Annotated in this window: 12 protein-coding genes and 3 pseudogenes; 6 read left to right on the top strand and 9 right to left on the bottom strand. The window is 53.8% G+C overall.

What is annotated here, in order from left to right; translation table 11 throughout:
• The first annotated feature begins 16 nt into the window (after positions 1–16).
• The 4 genes from ACOTX7_RS08935 (at position 17) to ACOTX7_RS08920 (ending at position 5,057) form a co-directional block, all read left to right on the top strand.
• The gene (locus ACOTX7_RS08935) at positions 17–2,632 is read left to right on the top strand and encodes a fimbria/pilus outer membrane usher protein (protein ID WP_221813177.1); all 2,616 of its coding nucleotides are present in this window, start codon (positions 17–19) and stop codon (positions 2,630–2,632) included.
• An 85-nt stretch (positions 2,633–2,717) separates the two neighbouring features.
• Positions 2,718–3,902: a fimbrial protein gene (locus ACOTX7_RS08930; RefSeq protein ID WP_221813175.1), complete on the top strand. Its 1,185-nt coding sequence runs from the start codon at positions 2,718–2,720 to the stop codon at positions 3,900–3,902.
• A gap of 409 nt (positions 3,903–4,311) precedes the next feature.
• The gene (locus ACOTX7_RS08925; protein ID WP_221255996.1) at positions 4,312–4,578 is read left to right on the top strand and encodes a DUF1778 domain-containing protein; all 267 of its coding nucleotides are present in this window, start codon (positions 4,312–4,314) and stop codon (positions 4,576–4,578) included.
• Positions 4,566–5,057 (top strand): GNAT family N-acetyltransferase, encoded by a 492-nt coding sequence (locus tag ACOTX7_RS08920; RefSeq protein ID WP_006810665.1) that lies wholly within the window; start codon positions 4,566–4,568, stop codon positions 5,055–5,057. The genes ACOTX7_RS08925 and ACOTX7_RS08920 overlap by 13 nt, the downstream gene beginning before the upstream one ends.
• A 37-nt stretch (positions 5,058–5,094) precedes the next feature.
• Here the strand turns inward: ACOTX7_RS08920 and ACOTX7_RS08915 are convergent, their stop codons facing one another.
• From ACOTX7_RS08915 to ACOTX7_RS08875, 9 genes and pseudogenes are all read right to left on the bottom strand, one after another.
• The gene (locus ACOTX7_RS08915; RefSeq protein ID WP_221813172.1) at positions 5,095–6,093 is read right to left on the bottom strand and encodes an HAD family hydrolase; all 999 of its coding nucleotides are present in this window, start codon (positions 6,091–6,093) and stop codon (positions 5,095–5,097) included.
• Positions 6,090–7,103, bottom strand: coding sequence for an oxygen tolerance domain protein (locus ACOTX7_RS08910; RefSeq protein WP_221813170.1), 1,014 nt, complete (start codon positions 7,101–7,103; stop codon positions 6,090–6,092). Before ACOTX7_RS08910 ends, ACOTX7_RS08915 begins: the two co-directional genes overlap by 4 nt.
• Positions 7,100–8,614 carry a vWA domain-containing protein gene (locus tag ACOTX7_RS08905; protein WP_221813168.1) on the bottom strand — a complete coding sequence of 505 codons (1,515 nt, stop codon included), beginning with the start codon at positions 8,612–8,614 and terminating at the stop codon, positions 7,100–7,102. Before ACOTX7_RS08905 ends, ACOTX7_RS08910 begins: the two co-directional genes overlap by 4 nt.
• Positions 8,611–9,588, bottom strand: a complete 978-nt coding sequence (locus ACOTX7_RS08900) for a VWA domain-containing protein (RefSeq protein WP_221813165.1) — start codon at positions 9,586–9,588, stop codon at positions 8,611–8,613. The genes ACOTX7_RS08905 and ACOTX7_RS08900 overlap by 4 nt, the downstream gene beginning before the upstream one ends.
• The gene (locus tag ACOTX7_RS08895) at positions 9,581–10,021 is read right to left on the bottom strand and encodes a DUF4381 domain-containing protein (RefSeq protein ID WP_221813163.1); all 441 of its coding nucleotides are present in this window, start codon (positions 10,019–10,021) and stop codon (positions 9,581–9,583) included. The genes ACOTX7_RS08900 and ACOTX7_RS08895 overlap by 8 nt, the downstream gene beginning before the upstream one ends.
• Positions 10,022–10,927, bottom strand: coding sequence for a DUF58 domain-containing protein (locus tag ACOTX7_RS08890; RefSeq protein WP_221813161.1), 906 nt, complete (start codon positions 10,925–10,927; stop codon positions 10,022–10,024).
• Complete coding sequence (locus tag ACOTX7_RS08885; protein ID WP_221813159.1) at positions 10,927–11,931, bottom strand: AAA family ATPase; 1,005 nt, start codon at positions 11,929–11,931, stop codon at positions 10,927–10,929. Before ACOTX7_RS08885 ends, ACOTX7_RS08890 begins: the two co-directional genes overlap by 1 nt.
• Positions 11,928–12,344, bottom strand: a pseudogene (locus ACOTX7_RS08880) (SPASM domain-containing protein); the annotation flags it as partial. The gene ACOTX7_RS08885 and the pseudogene ACOTX7_RS08880, both read right to left, overlap by 4 nt.
• A pseudogene (locus tag ACOTX7_RS08875) lies at positions 12,340–12,672 on the bottom strand (sulfatase-like hydrolase/transferase); the annotation flags it as partial. The pseudogenes ACOTX7_RS08875 and ACOTX7_RS08880, both read right to left, overlap by 5 nt.
• A 365-nt stretch (positions 12,673–13,037) precedes the next feature.
• Here ACOTX7_RS08875 and ACOTX7_RS08870 point away from each other — a divergent pair.
• Positions 13,038–14,227, top strand: a pseudogene (locus ACOTX7_RS08870) (OmpP1/FadL family transporter).
• A 222-nt stretch (positions 14,228–14,449) separates the two neighbouring features.
• On the top strand, positions 14,450–15,850 hold the full coding sequence (locus ACOTX7_RS08865) for an ISNCY family transposase (RefSeq protein WP_221813157.1): 1,401 nt from the start codon (positions 14,450–14,452) through the stop codon (positions 15,848–15,850).
• Positions 15,851–15,913: the final 63 nt, after the last annotated feature.

The raw sequence follows: 15,913 nt of genomic DNA, 5'->3' as shown, positions 1-15,913 counted from the left end.
GTTCAGGACGTCTGGCATGAAAAAAAACAAATCGAAATACCTCTCCCGTAAAATCATTGTTACCAGGTTATCTCCACTTTGGGTTGCTATGTCTGGGCTGAGTGGGCAGATCGGCGCGACGGCGTTGCCGGTAACGCAGATCGCAAAAAATGTGCAGTTCGATTCGTCATTTTTGCAGCTGGAAAACGTCAACGCGGTAGATTTAAACCGGTACGCAAATGGTGCCAGCATTACGCCAGGAACCTATAACACCGCAGTCTTTGTAAATGGGCATGCCGTGGGTAACGTGGACGTAGAAATGCGCGAGCGAGAGGACAAAACCGTTTTCCCGTGCATGACAGCGTCCTTATTAAAGCAAATCCCTTTTCGTTACGAACATTTGCCTGCCCATTTTTTTGAGAAGGCGGGTGAATGTGGTGATTTACACGCCTTGCTTCCGGAAGCCGTCACGCGGTATGACAGCAATGAGATGAGGCTGGACATTCAGCTTCCGCAACTGTATGTCTCTGATACGGCGAGAGGATCGGTTAGCCCGGCGCTGTGGGACAGCGGGATCCCGGCCGCCATATTAGGCTATAACCTTAACGGTTATCAAAACACGTCGAACGGCATCGAGAATAAGTCTTTTTATGCTGGCATCAATGCCGGGCTGAATATCGGCGCATGGTATCTGCGTCATAACGGCAGTTATAACTGGAACAGTAACGGTTTCAAAAAATACGACGCCATTAATACTTACCTGCAAAGAGATATTCCCGCGCTGAAGGCGCGCGCGCTAATCGGTCAGTCAAATACCCGGGGGGATGTGTTTGATACGCTGCCCTTTACCGGCGTCGCGTTGGCAACGGACGAGCGTATGCTGCCGGAATCCCAGCGCGGTTTTGCTCCTGAAATCCGGGGCATAGCCCGAACCAATGCCAAAGTCACCGTTCGTCAGGGTGATGCGGTTATTTATCAAACCACGGTAGCGCCTGGCGCATTCCTTATAGACGACCTTTACCCCACCGGCTATGGCGGCGACCTGCTGGTGACGGTAGAGGAGGCTGATGGCACTCGTCAGTCTTTCAGTGTGCCTTATGCGGCTGTGGTAGAGCAGTTGCGCCCGGGTGCGACCCGTTTTGAACTGGTGGGTGGTGAACTCCGCAACGATTTTATCTCACACGACGTCGCGCTTTATCAGGGGACGGTACGTCATGGCCTGACCAATCTGCTGACAGGATATGGCGGCATGCAGGTCAGTCAGAATTACTATGCGCTCCTGGGGGGAGTCGCTGTAGGTACGGAGTATGGGGCATTTTCCTTTGATGTTACCCAGGCAAGGATGCACCTTCACCAGACGGAAAAGCAGGCCAGCTCGGGCCAGAGCTATCGCCTGAGTTACAGCAAAACCGTCAGCGAAACGCAGAGCAATATCTCTGTGGCGGCTTACCGTTTCTCCTCCAGCGGCTTTATGGATTTTATGACCGCGCAGCAGACGCTGGAGGCCATCGAGCGGGGTGCCTCAGAAAATGCCATTTCACGATCCCGCAACAGATTCAGCGTCACCGCCAGCCAGGGGTTACCAGGGGCGTGGGGGCAGCTTTATATCAGTGGTTCCGTGCAGGATTACTGGAATAAAACCCGTTCCGACAAGCAGTACCAGATGGGTTACAACAACAGTTATGGCTCCGTCAGCTACGGGGTGTCGGTAGGCAGGACGTACAGCCTGAATGGCACTGAAGATACCTGGCTGCTGACCATGAGCATGCCGCTGGGCCGTTCAGACAGTACCTACCGTCCACAGTTGTCAACGCAGCTGACGCATGACAGCACCGGGCGAACGGGAGAACAGGCGACGTTGTCCGGTACCGGTGGCGAAGAGCACCAGTTCAGCTACAGCGCCACGGCGATGAACGCAAACCAGGGGGTGGGAGCCTCGGGTGCACTCAGCGGCCAGTATCGAACGCAGTATGCGAACCTTAGCGCCAGCTGGAGCGGTGGGCGCAACTACCACAGTGAATCCCTTGGCGCTAACGGGACCATCGTGGCACATCAGGGCGGCGTGACGCTGTCGTCATACACCTCTGATACGTTTGCGCTGGTAGAGGCAAAAGGGGCAACGGGGGCATCCGTATCGGGATACCCTGGCGTCCGTATCGACCGTTTCGGCTATGCCCTGGTACCGTATCTCGATCCCTATCAGATGAACAACGTGATTCTGGATCCTAAAGGGGCCAGTGATGAAGTTGAGATGGTGAACACAGAGAAAAGAGTGGCCCCGTATTTTGGCGCAGTGGTGAAGGTGAAATATGGAACCAAAACGGGATCGCCGGTGCTGATTAACGCGACGCTTAACGGACAGCCGGTGCCATTTGGTGCCGAGGTGCTTGACGAGAAGGGCCGCAGCGTCGGGAATGCGGGACAGGGGGGGCAGTTATACGCCCGCGTTGAACAACAGCAGGGGACACTCACCGTGCGTTGGGGGCAAGGTAATGATCAGCAGTGCGAAATCCGCTATCACCTGATGCCGGTCAGTTCAGAACAGAAAAACACGCACATTCAGACGTTTAATTCTGTCTGCAAGACATCAATGGATCCTCGTTTGGGTAGCACGCTCGCCATGCAGACAGCGACCGGACAGGCTCATTCATAAATCTAATACGATTAGTTTAAATTCACCATGCTGTCGCCTTTTTAATTGGGTGTATATCCACAATAACCATTATGTAGAGAGAACCATGAACATTCGTCCGGCGAATAAACTAAGCACAATAACGCAGGGGGTAATCCTGTTATCCGCGCTATTCAGTATGACCAGCGCAGCGAGGGCGGCCTGTAGTGTGAAGAATATGACGACCGTACCCTTTCAATATAACGTAGACGAAACCTACAGCGGAAATGAACGTCCGGTGGGCAGCACATTATACCGGGCGGCCTATGCGGTTGGCTCATTTGGCGGGGATACCACGGTGACCTGCGACCAGGACACCACGTTATATAAATTTCTGACCATCACCGCTGAGCCGCTAGGACAGCCGGTAACGATGGCCACGGATTTTGGCACTGGGCCCGTTTATCCGACCAATGTCAGCGGTATCGGGATTGTCTACTTTTATTCCAACCCGACGAGATTTATCACCCTGACACAGCCAACATCTCCAACAACAATAAACCTTAAGGCAAATACGCCCCAGAGCATGGCTACCCAGCTTAGCTTGAGTGAGGGCAATTTCGATGTGGCGCTTATTAAAACTGGCCCTGTGGCATCCGGCTCATCGGTGTCGATATCTCAGGCCGTCCCTCACTTGGCGGTAGTGGTATCCACAAATCAGACCTACGACGCCTCAGCCATGAAAGTGGTGAATATTCCACAAAGCGGGTGGATAACGGTTACAACATCGACCTGCGAAACGCCTGACGTGTCTGTGAGCATGGGAAGTCATGATGCGAATAAATTTACCGGAAAGGGTTATACCACCGGGTGGAAAGATGCCTCAATCGTGCTGCAAAACTGCCCAACCTTCTCGGGCTATTACGCCAACAATTATACCGCGCAGGTCATCCCTCTGGAGGGAGGTACGCCAGATGAACCCAGCATGGGACGTAATCTGAACACCCTTACTGTGTCGCTGACGGCGTTAAACCCAATAGTTGATACGACTAACCAGGTGATGGGGCTGGACAGCGGGAATGATGTGGCCACAGGTATTGGTATTCAGCTGGGCTATAGCGCCAGTATCAGTGCGGTGGCGACATCGCCCCAGACCATCTGGTCCCCAGGAAAAAACTGGGATATCGCGCCACCGACGGACGGACGACTGTCATTCAAAATCCCACTGGCAGCACGTTATTACCAGACAGAGGATACCGTGATGCCGGGCAAAGCCAATGCAAAAGTCACTTTCAATATCGATTATAAGTAATCGTGTTCAACATTCGTCGCAAAAAGATAATGTAGGAAATTAAAAAGTAGTTTTCATTTCTTTTACCATCATTATACATTCAGTAGGGGTTATTCAATGAAATTAAATAACGATAACACATTATTCATGTTGCCCCCGAACTGTTGTAACGTCATTCTTGTTTCACGAACTTAAGACCCCTCTGAGTTCGTCCCTGAACGAATAATAATAAGAGTGTTTCCACCTGGCTTATATGCAGGCTCACTACACCAGGACAAATGTCCTGGTTTTTTTTATTCTCCGGCCCACAAAGCTTTAGCATTAAAATTGACTGCTCCACGCTGCATGGAGTAAGGGTTGTGTATAGCGATTGCTATACACACCGCTTATGCTATGCTTGTAAAGCAATTGCTATACAAGAGGTATGCCCATGAAATCAGATGTTCAACTCAATATCAGAGCCAAAGAATCCCAGCGGGCGCTTATCGATGCCGCCGCAGAGATCCTCCATAAATCACGGACAGACTTCATTCTGGAGATGGCCTGTCAGGCAGCCGAGAATGTGATCCTCGATCGGCGTGTATTCAATTTTAACGATGAACAGTATGCAGAGTTCATTGACATGCTCGATGCCCCGGTCGCGGACGATCCTGCCATAGAAAAACTGCTGACAAGGAAACCTCAGTGGGACGTGTAACAGCTCCAGAGCCCTTATCCAGTGTTCATCAACTGGCGGAGTTCGTCAGTGGAGAGGCCGTGCTTGACGAATGGCTAAAACAAAGAGGCCTGAAAAACCAGGCGCTCGGCGCAGCCCGAACATTTGTGGTTTGTAAAACGGGCACGAAGCAGGTCGCGGGTTTTTACTCACTGGCTACCGGCAGCGTTAACCATACGGAAGCGACAGGCCATCTTCGCCGTAACATGCCGGATCCGATTCCCGTGATTGTACTTGCCCGTCTGGCTGTCGATGTCTCATTACACGGAAATGGGTTGGGAGCCGATTTACTCCACGATGCGGTTTTACGCTGTTATCGGGTGGCAGAGAATATCGGAGTGAGAGCGATCATGGTTCATGCACTCACTGAAAATGCCAAAGCTTTCTATCTTCACCACGGTTTTAAAGCATCCCAGACTCAGGAACGAACACTGTTTCTCCGGCTTCCTCAGGAGAAGTAAAAGGGCAATAAGTTGCCCTTTTGTTGTCACTCATCCGCTACCGCGTTGTTACCGGACAAAGCGCCGGATCAAACACCGTTTTCCAGTCCTTTTGCATATCCACTACCGTCCAGCCTTTTGCTTTTGCAACCTGTAATCCCTCTATCAGTTTTCCACTGGCTGGTGGATGGCTGTCATAGGCATATTCACGTTCGGCATCGGTATGATGGACAATAAGACCGAATGTTTTCGCATCCGGATTGGCCGCAGTGTATTGCATCATGGCAAGATCGCCATCGCTATTGCCAAAGGCTGCGACGGGACGGTGCCCCATAAACAGATGAATGGCGACCGGTTTGTTGGCCGCATCATCGTTAAAAGCGCCCTGCATGGTTTTTTTGATTTCGGCCCCGTCGGGGGTGAGTGCAAATTCCCCCAGCGCAAAGGATCCGACAACCTGTTCAGGCGGAATGCCATACATTTTTTGCGAAAGCACGCGCATAAAGTCGATGCCGCCACCGGAGATAATCCAGGTTTTGAAGCCATTCTCACGCAAATAATCCAGCAACTGTCGCATCGGTTGATACCCTAACCGATCGTAACCGCAGTCGAAACGCGGATCTTTTTTGCTGGACACCCAGTTCGCCACGCGCTGGTCGAACTCGGTGGTGGTGATATCGCTGTGGGTTAATGCCAGCAGCTTAAGCAAGCCTGCTTCACCTGCGGCTGCGACGGCGTTGATATCGTTATTAAGCACGGACTGTACCAGCGGCTCTTTCGCCCATTCAGGATGCTGTGGCGCCAGACGTTTCACTTCATCCAGAGCAAACTGGATCTGAAAGGTAAGAGGGGCCTCGGGCCATAAGGTCCCGTCGTTATCAAACACGACATACCTTTTTTCCGGTGGAATATAGGTTGAACGATCGGCGTTGGTTGTATTTTTCACCCACTCCATAATCGCTTTTTTCGCAGCGGTATCATTCCAGGCCGAAAGGGGGTCGGCCATTGCAGAGCCGCACAGGCTGGCTAACACAATGCCAAGGATCACACGCTTCATAAATGACTCCTGTTTTTGGGGACCAGGCCCGGAAGTGCAGTGGGTTTCCAGAATCGACGGTACTGGTTAGTGAGAAATTGACCGCTGCGGCGCAGCGCATGACGTAAAAACCAAAGCGCCATACAGCTCGCAACAGTCAACGCAATAAACAGCGCAATGAGGCTGACAGGGAGATCCGTTTTCCCTTTCAGCACCGATTCGGCACCGGCATTTAATGCCGGGCCGACCGTGTAGCGACTGCCAGGCAGTTCAGCCAGCTGCCACTGCTGGTGGGTGGTGTCCCACCAGCGTAATTTAATCGGCGGCAGAACAATTTCCCCGGCCTCGATCGGGAGATAGCGGAGGGTTTCAATACGTTGCGCGCCGTCAATGTCGCCTCTGCCGGACGTAATAAGGCTATTTTTTGCCGTTAATCGCTGGGAATGCGAACCCGGTATTGCAAAGAGTAATTGAGGGATCTGCACCGGAGAAATATCTCCCGCGCGCACCGTCACCACGCGTTCAATAACGTCACCCGCCCGCAGATCCTTGTCGCCATGGGTGGTGTGCGTGTTCACCTGTTGGGTGAGCGTCAGTCGGGAGGCAGGAAGAAAACGATCGGGCTGCTGTACATCCCTGGGCCAGGTTACGTTCTTCTCCAGCGGCGGCAGTTGAACGGTAGTCGGCGCTTCTCCGGCTGCCGCGAAAGTGATTTCCTGCGCGGGTAAGCGAAGCGTTCCCTGATCCCATGCGGCAACCTGCCGCTCCATGCGTACGCCGCTCCAGGTAGTGCCACCTTCACGACGGGTGACAAGCTGATTAGGGATCGCCGTTGTGAGGAGATCGCCATTTTCGACCGGAAAATCGGGCCACGTCGGCGGGGGATTAAACCAGCCATCGGTCCGGAAGGTGACGGCGACGCGCACCGGTTGGCCCGGCACCACGTGTTCAGGGGCGATCAACTCGCGGGTAATGTTCATTGCAGCGTGACAGGGTAACGTCAAAAATATGATCAGCCAGAGCAGTCTCATTCAGCGCCTCCCGGTTGCGTACGATAAAGATTCTCCAGCAGACCGGAGGGGGACACGGTAAGGTTCTCATACCACTGGCTGACCTGAGGTGTATTACCGGCAACGGGTTGAATATCTTTTTGATTAACACCCTGATCTGGCTTCAGGTCGTGCTTGATCTCATCCGGCTTGTAATCCTGCTCTTCGCCCTGTGCAGCCTGACGGTCTCGCTCTTTTTGCCGCAGCTGCATGATGATCGCGGCGATCTTAGCCCGGTTCCCTTGCGCCAGCGTCCAGTCGGGCCGCAGGCTCAACGCTCGGTCATAGCTGTTTAACGCCAGTTGCCACTGTTTTTGCTGGGCCAGCGCGTTGCCCGTCCACACCAGCACGTCGGGTGTTTGCTGCGCCTGACGGAATGCAGCAGTCGCCGCCGGAAAATTTCCGGCCCGATACCAGGCGATACCCTGTCGGAGCGGGTCAGTGTAATGGTGAGCGGCCTTGCTATAATCACCGCGCGAAAAGGCATATTGCCCCTGCATGTCCGGGCTAATCCACGCATCCAGCCAGGCGGCATGTCCGGCAGGCTGCCAGAGCAGCAGCGGGGCGATAATCACCCAGCAAAAAAGCTGTCGTCGCCAGAAGAAAAGCATCCCCAGCAGGGGGATAACCAGCATCCAGCCGTCGTTTCGCCAGTGCAGATCGCCGCGGGCATTGTTCTGCGCCGTTACGCCCTGTTCAATATGGCTAACAATAACCGGGAGGTCGTCGTCGTTGGCCGTCACCAGCGTAACGGGTATGCCCGCATTGCGAATGGCCTCGAAACGGGAGACGTTCAGTCGCGTGTCGATACCAAGCCCCGCGAGCTTTTCAGGTAACGCACCCCCCTGGGCTGTCCCCGGGACCCATACCTGAAGCGGCAGTGTTTGCTTGTCTAGCCAGGCGGCATCTTCCGCGCTGAGAGTATCGGCCACTAAAATGATGCTGCGAGGTGAAGCGGGCATGTTTTTCATTGCCAGCGACACTGCGTTCTGTAAGCCGGAACCTTCACCCGACGGCAGTAAACCCGGGTTTTGCGCATGCAGAAAGAGGGAATAAAACGCGGGATCGACAGTCAGCGGCGTGGTCAGCCAGGCCCCGGCATGATAAACCACCAGGCCAAATCGCGTGCCTGGCTGACGTTCCATTAATGTCATAATTTTTGTCTGCATCCGTTCGTGTCGGCTGGGGGCGAGATCGCCCGCGAGCATGGCACCGTCCTGCTGCAAAATGACCATGACGTTGCTTTGTGGCGTCAACGCTGCGGGCAGCTGTCGTTGCCAGGTTGGGCCAGAAAGCGCAATAACGCCCAGCATGGCTATCCACGGCAAGGCCTGCCCAACTTTACGATGCCGCCCGATGATTAACGCCTTCGCCAGCGGCTTATCCATTATCCGCGACCAGGCGCTGCGGCCTGCTGCCGGGAGCCACCAGAGCGCAACGCAGAGCACCAGTAACAGTAGCCTCCAGGGATGAATAAAATGGAAGTCGCTCATACTTTGTTCTCCCGGACGATACGGTAGAGCTGGAAGGCCAGCAACAGGAGGAGCGCGGCGGCGAGAGGCCAGGCAAAGAGCGGCACGCGCCAGGACCAGCCGATGCTCTTGACCTGGACCGGCGTGATGGCATCAATTTCTTTCCAGACCGCGTCCAGTGACGCGCCGCTGTTTTCCGCCGTCCAGGAACGTCCTCCTGTCATACGGGCAAGGTCCTGCAACAGGTTCAGGTCAACTTTGTCATCCCCGCTGCTATTCACATCACCAAACGCGATGGTGTGCAGCTGAACATGGTGGCTGACAGCCAGCTGCGCGGCGAGGCGAGGGGTCAATTGTGATGCGGTGTCATTTCCATCCGTCAGCAGAATCGCCAGCTTGCTGGCCTCCTTATCACCGGTTGAATCCAGCAATTTTACCGTGACGCCCAGCGCATCGCCGATAGCCGTCTGCTGGCCAGCCATGCCGGGCGCAAGCTGACTGATGCGTGTCTCGAGCGCCTGCTTGTCCTCGCTCACCGGGGCAAACGGCCAGGCGCTGTTCGCAAATATCACCAGTCCGATACGGTCAGATTTGCGGGCCGCCACGAATTTTTTTACCGACTGTTGCACGGCCTGAAGGCGTGTAAGCCCGCCTGCAACATCGTTTTTTTCCATCGATCCGGACACATCCAGAATCAGCATAATATTACGCATGGGCTTCTCAATGTGCTGAGGGGGAGTGAGGTACTCAGGACGGGCAAGTGCACAGACCATCAAAGCCCATATCAGCCAGAACATACACGTTGCCATCTTGCCGCTGCGCTCAGGCTGCTGGTTAAGCTGTAAAGATTCGATTAACCCAGGCAGGAAGGGGACGCGGACATACTCTTTTACGGTGCGCTCACGGGTGAACAAGAAACGCCCCAGTAGCGGCACGAAAAGCACCAGCCAGGCCCAGGGCCAGGCGAAATCGATTTGGGACAGGTATTCAGACATAAGGAAGCCCCTCTATCCATGAGCGTAGCTGCTGACGCAGCCGAAACGTCTCTTCCTCACTGAGGTGGTTTTCAGGCTGGCAATAGCGCTGACAAAGCTGGTCGCGAATGTCCGCATCAAGCGGCAAATCTGACAGCCAGAGCACCGGGTCCAGATACGCGCTAATCGTCTGGCGCGTGTGGTGAACCAGTAAAATCCGTTTAATCAATACAAGCCAGCTGTCCACGGAGTGGGATTGCTCGATTGCCTCCAGCGCCTGACGCCGCCACAAATTCCGTCGCCAGCGGGCCAGACGGATAAGGGCAAAAACGAGCAGGGCGATCAGCAATATGCCGCCCATGACCAGCCATCCGGCAGGCAGCGGCAGCCAGGAGGGAGGCTCAGGCAGGATCGGCTCTGCCAGCTCTGGTATGGAAAATCCCTTCTCTAACATTCAGACTCCTTTTTGCAACTGCCAGAGCAGATCGTCGGCAACGACTATCTGATTAACGCGAACCCCAAGCCGGGTAAGGCGCTTTTCCTGATCGGAGAGCCGTGCCGTGATGTTCTGTTTAATACCGTCCTGAAGATAAGGTGAAAGCGAGAAGTCAGCTTCGCGTCCTTCATAGCGGGCGGACAGTTTGCCCTGGGAGGGTAAGCGTAAATGCAAGTCATCCAGCATGACGAACGCGCTCACTTCACCACGGCGGCGCAGTGCCGCCAGCAGGGCGTCACACTCGTTATCCAGATCGTGGAAATCGCCGATGAGCGCCACCCAGCTTCCGGCTGGAATCAGCGTGATGGCGTGACGCAGCATACTGGCAAGCGTGAGTGGGTGAGGCGATTCTTCAGGATAGTTATCGGCGACCTGGTGATTAAAGCGCACGATATCATCCAGCAGCGCCGGTAAGGTGCCAGCCGGGCTGCGGCATTTATGCAGTGAATACGCGTCATCGCCAAAGATGAGGCCACCTAACCGGTCTCCGTCGTGATAGCTTCGCCAGGCCAGCAGGGCGGCTATTTTGGCGGCGGCAACCGATTTGGTTTGTACGCGGGTAGAAAAAAACATGTCGCGACGCTGATCGACCAGTATAAAAATAGGCCGCTCTTTCTCTTCGTTATAAAGGCGTATCCACGGGGTTCGCATGCGCGCCGTGGCTTGCCAGTCGATCAGGCGGACGTCATCACCGGGCTGATAGCGACGCAGGCTGTCAAAGTTCATCCCTCGGCCTTGCTGGCGTGAAACACGCTCGCCCGCCAAAGCACCCGGCGGGATCTGCCCCGGTGGATTGAAAATGGCTCGCGCATCGGCAGCAAGCCCGATCAACGTTTCACGTTCAATGCGTACCGCACTGCTCATTACGCCACCACTGCGTCTAATAACATTTGTACGGCGTCATCCGGGGTGCAATTGTCGGCGCTGGCCTGCCAGGTCAGCATCAGACGGTGACGCAACACCGCCGGGGCCACTTTTTTGATGTCCTCTGGCAGCACGGCATCGCGTCCTTCCAGCCAGGCCTGCGCACGACCGCAGCGTTCAAGGGCAAGGGTACCGCGAGGGCTGATGCCAAAGCTCAGATAGCCTGCCAGCGTATCGCTCACCTGTTGCGGGTGACGGCTTAAATCCACAATATTGACGATGTACTCTTCGACCGCCGGCGCCACATGGATGGCAGAAATACCCTGCCAGCAGGCGGCTATCTCCTGCTGGCTCAGCATTAAGGTCTCGGGAAGGGGGGCGCTCGTCCCGGCGGAGGCGGCCAGCTGCTGATATTTTTGCTGTTGCTCCCCGCGGACCAGCTGCATGACTTTCAATTCATTTTGCTTTGTCGGGTAGTCCACCAGGACCTTCATCAGAAAACGGTCCAGCTGTGCTTCGGGCAGGGGCCAGGTGCCCTCCTGATCGACCGGGTTTTGCGTGGCAAGCACCATAAAGACCCCCGGCAGCGGCCAGGTTTTTCCCGCTACGGTGACGTGGCGCTCTTCCATCGCTTCCAGTAGCGCAGACTGGACGCGCGCGGAGGCGCGGTTGATCTCATCCGCGAGGATGATGTTGCCGAATACCGGGCCAGGCCGAAAGCGGAACTGATCTTCTTCTCGCGTGGCGTTTTGCTGATAAATCTCGCTTCCGGTGATATCTGAAGGCAGCAGGTCGGGTGTGAACTGGACCCGTCGATAATCCCCCTCAACATGACGCGCCAGCTCGCGTACGGCACGCGTTTTTGCCAGTCCCGGCAGGCCTTCCAGCAGTACGTGACCGTCACAGAGCAGGGCAATGATCAGCATTCGCACCAGCTCTTGCTGACCGATAACCTGTTCATTCATTCGTTGTTCAAGTTGCAGCAGTTTCTCGCGTTCGATCATCGTTTTAATCCTGCAAAGTCACGTTTAACCAGCGTGGCGATCCCCACCAGGATGGGCTCGGCGTAATTAAAGAAGGCTTTGATACCTGGGCAGAGATAGTTAAGACCCGCCTCGCCGTCCGGGGCGCGCACAATACGGTTTTTGGGGCACTCGCCCCAGCACATGTTCAGATAAGGGCAGGCCTTGCAGAATTTTGGCAGCGTATCGCGCTTACCCATCCCGAATGCTTTTTGACGTTCTGAGAACGCCAAATGCGCAAGCTGGGTATTTTCTATATTGCCAATCTGGTATTCCGGGTACACGTAATGGTCGCAGGAGAAGATGTCGCCGTTCTTTTCAATCGCTAACCCTTTACCGCAGAACTCGGAGTGGGTACAGATTTGAGCAGGCAACCCCAGAGTCTGGGCGACGGAAGGGCATCTGGCCGGTGATAAATGCTGAACGGCCTGCGGTAGAACTCTGTTCGGCGTAATACGAAGTGAATTTGGCCCCTTCAGCGGCGATGCTGTCGATATTAGGTGTCCGGTAACCCATGGTGCCCTGATTGTAGGTGCTCGGGTTCCAGTAGCCGATGTCATCACCAAAAATAACCACGATGTTAGGTTTCGACGTGTCTTGCTTTGGGGCATTTTCCGGGGCGGTAGTGGTCGCCGGGGCAGCGTACACGCTGGATGCTGCGCCGGCTGCAAGGGTCAACAGGCTGGCGAGCATTGTCCTTCTAAAAGGCACATTTTTTTGCATGGGGTAAGCTCCGATCGTTAGGATGGCAAATTGAGTATAGCCAGGGGAAAAGTATTTCCAGTTTTTTCTGAAGGAAATTAGATGCTTCAACGCTTTTTCCGATACTGACATATTCACATTTCTTAATGGATGCCGAATATATTTAGTCGTTTATTCGTATATTAAGAGTAATCGTCGAGAGCGTGATGGGCCAATGGAAAGGCGTTTAATAATAAATTTTCAGGGATCTCAATGTAAACGGTTTCAACCTCATCCTTACCGAACCATCACGCTATACGTACTGAAACAGTGAAGATACGCAGTTCATCATCTACGCTATTAACAACAATAAAACCGTTATTAATACGTTCCTGAGCAGGTGGCTAATGAAAAAATTATCCCTGATTTGCCTGGGTTTGCTTATTTCGCAAACCGCGCTCATGCCAGCGGACTCTATTTCTATGAAATAGGTACGGAAGATACAGCTCTGGCCGGGGCGGGGCAGGCGGCGCGTGCTCAGGATGCTTCGACCATCGTGACCAACCCCGCATGCATGACCCGTTTGCCGGACCATATGTTTACCGGCGGAATACAGGCGATGGACGGTGATATCTCTTACACGCTGGATAATGAATCTGGCAGACAAAGCCCAGGCGATATTATGAGCTTCTTCCCGAACGCCAGCGCATTCTATACGCAAAAGCTGAATGATGACTTATACGCTGGTATTGGGCTATATGGTAATTTTGGCCTGGGGACAGATTACGGTAACTGGGCGGGCGATCGGCTCATAAAGAAGAGCACGATGGTCGCAATGACGCTCAGTCCCTCTATTGCCTATAAGCTTAATGACAGGTTATCCATTGGTGGATCGGTAAATGTGAACTATGGTCTGCTGTCGCTGACCCGAAATGTTAATAACAACGATGAAACGGAAAAGGACCATGACTGGGCAACGAGCTATCGGCTTGGTTTGCTGATGGCATTGACCGATCAAACCCGGGCAGGCATAACCTGGACCAGTAAAACAGAATATGATTTTAATATTGACGGTACGGCCCGTTTTCCCAATTTACCTAATACAGAATATGACTTGCCCATTTCCGCGCAGGTCAGAACACCGCAACAAATTATGCTAAGCCTGGTTCATGACCTTAATCAGCAATGGTCCGTCATGGGCGATCTCGGCTGGCAGGACTGGAGTCAGTTTGGCAGTCCTCAGATCAGGGTAGCGGGGCAGGATATTGACAAACAGAACCGTTTAAAGGATTCGTGGCATGCTTCGTTGGGTATGCAGTATCGTCCAACAGAACAGTGGCGCCTGAACGCCGGTGTCGCTTTTGACAGCACCATTTATGAATCGCAAAGCGATGTGGCGATGACGCTACCGACCGGGGACGAATGGCGTTTTGCCACCGGCGCGCAATATCAGGTGACGCCGCAAAGTAATGTGGGATTTGCCGTTTCCTATTTGCATATGCAATCGTCGAAGGTGCAAACGCCTGAACAACTGAAAGGTCGGTTTGACAATCCTTACTTATGGTTCGCCAGCGTCAATTACAGCTATACATTTTAATGCGTAGATCCTCCGCGCCAGGCCATCGCGAGATTGCATTAATGTCTGTGGTCGCGATGTAGCAGGGCGTGTGGCGCTGGCGGCAGGACATCCTTTTAAGCGTTTTGATTGATTTAACATAATATACATTATGCGCACTAACGTTGTAACCGCAAAGTTGTAATGTCCGCTCTGGGCTAAGTTAAGATGTCCGTCACGTAGATTCACCATCGAGGGATTCTGATGACGGCTCACGCAGCGGAGTTTTTCACTTTGGATGAAGTTAACCGACTCAAAATCATTCAGGACGTTGTCGACCGGCGTCTGACCACTCAGATGGCCGCGCAGCGCCTGGATATTTCCGATCGCCAGTGCCGACGCCTTCTGTCGCGTTACCGTGAATCTGGCCCACTTGGTATGGCTAACCGCCGTCGCGGCAAACCGAGCAATAACCAGCTGCCTAATGGCCTTGCACAGTACGCGCTCAATATTATCCGAGATCGCTATACCGACTTTGGGCCTACGCTGGCGTGTGAGAAACTCGCAGAACTGCACGATGTTCACCTGTCCAAAGAGACTGTCCGTTCACTCATGGTCAAAGCCGGTCTCTGGATCCCCCGCAAACAACGTGCGCTGAAAATTCAGCAGCCGCGTTATCGTCGGGCCTGCTGCGGCGAACTGATCCAGATTGATGGTTGCGACCATCACTGGTTCGAGAACCGAGCGCCCGCCTGTACCGCACTGGTCTACGTCGACGATGCGACGAGCCGCCTGATGCAGCTTCGATTTGTGAAATCGGAATCAACCTTCACCTATTTTGAAGCCACCAGGGGCTATCTGGAAAAGCATGGCAAACCACTGGCATTGTACAGCGACAAAGCCAGCGTCTTCAGAATCAACAATAAAAATGCCACCGGCGGCGATGGTTATACCCAGTTTGGCCGTGCGATGCATGAGCTGAATATCCAGACTATCTGCGCTAATACCAGCTCTGCCAAAGGCCGTGTGGAACGCGCCCATCTGACGCTTCAGGATCGCCTTGTAAAGGAGTTCCGTCTCAGGGGAATTTCTTCTGTGGATGCAGCCAATGAATTTGCTGATGAGTTTATGGCTGATTACAACCGGCGCTTTGCGAAAGCGCCCCGGCATGATTTTGATGTTCACCGGCCACTTGAAACTGACGATGACCTTGCCGCGTTTTTCACATGGCGGGAATCGCGCCGTGTTTCAAAATCCCTGACGGTGCAATATGACAAAGTGCTTTATCTGATTGAAGATAATGAATTAAGTCGCAGGGCTATCGGGAAATATATCGAGGTCTGGCACTACCCGGATGGTCGTAAAGAACTCCGCCTTAATGACGCTGTTCTTCCCTACTCCACCTATGATCGACTCCAGGAAATCGACCAGGGGGCTATTGTGGACAATAAACGCCTCGGGCGGACACTTGAATTTATCAAACTGGTTCAGGATAAACGCGACAACAACCGGTCACAGGCTCTCCCTGCCGGAGATGGCCCCTCGCGTAGGCGCAGAAAACCCTCACAGAAAAAATCTCAACGTTCTCTGAATGGCGACGATATGCTGGAAGCATTGAAGACGTTGCAATTACGTTCTGGAGAAATTTTTGGCCCAAGGAGATGACTTGAATCCCATGATAAACAGCAATGCTTCGGTATCTAACGTCCGCTTTGAGCGAATAGCAGA

The sequence above is a fragment of the Enterobacter cloacae complex sp. IR5418 genome (genome assembly GCF_049238105.1).
GTDB classification, from domain to species: Bacteria; Pseudomonadota; Gammaproteobacteria; order Enterobacterales; family Enterobacteriaceae; genus Enterobacter; species Enterobacter hormaechei.
Note: the sequence above shows the minus strand (reverse complement) of the source record. Positions and strands in the feature narration are given on the sequence as shown.

Excerpts from the sequence above, each read along its gene's own strand:
- ACOTX7_RS08935 (WP_221813177.1), top strand. The coding sequence starts at position 17 with ATGAAAAAAAACAAATCGAAATACCTCTCCCGTAAAATCATTGTTACC.
- ACOTX7_RS08930 (WP_221813175.1), top strand. The coding sequence starts at position 2,718 with ATGAACATTCGTCCGGCGAATAAACTAAGCACAATAACGCAGGGGGTA.
- ACOTX7_RS08925 (WP_221255996.1), top strand. The coding sequence starts at position 4,312 with ATGAAATCAGATGTTCAACTCAATATCAGAGCCAAAGAATCCCAGCGG.
- ACOTX7_RS08915 (WP_221813172.1), bottom strand. The coding sequence starts at position 6,093 with ATGAAGCGTGTGATCCTTGGCATTGTGTTAGCCAGCCTGTGCGGCTCT.
- ACOTX7_RS08910 (WP_221813170.1), bottom strand. The coding sequence starts at position 7,103 with ATGAGACTGCTCTGGCTGATCATATTTTTGACGTTACCCTGTCACGCT.
- ACOTX7_RS08905 (WP_221813168.1), bottom strand. The coding sequence starts at position 8,614 with ATGAGCGACTTCCATTTTATTCATCCCTGGAGGCTACTGTTACTGGTG.
- ACOTX7_RS08900 (WP_221813165.1), bottom strand. The coding sequence starts at position 9,588 with ATGTCTGAATACCTGTCCCAAATCGATTTCGCCTGGCCCTGGGCCTGG.
- ACOTX7_RS08895 (WP_221813163.1), bottom strand. The coding sequence starts at position 10,021 with ATGTTAGAGAAGGGATTTTCCATACCAGAGCTGGCAGAGCCGATCCTG.
- ACOTX7_RS08890 (WP_221813161.1), bottom strand. The coding sequence starts at position 10,927 with ATGAGCAGTGCGGTACGCATTGAACGTGAAACGTTGATCGGGCTTGCT.
- ACOTX7_RS08885 (WP_221813159.1), bottom strand. The coding sequence starts at position 11,931 with ATGATCGAACGCGAGAAACTGCTGCAACTTGAACAACGAATGAATGAA.
- ACOTX7_RS08865 (WP_221813157.1), top strand. The coding sequence starts at position 14,450 with ATGACGGCTCACGCAGCGGAGTTTTTCACTTTGGATGAAGTTAACCGA.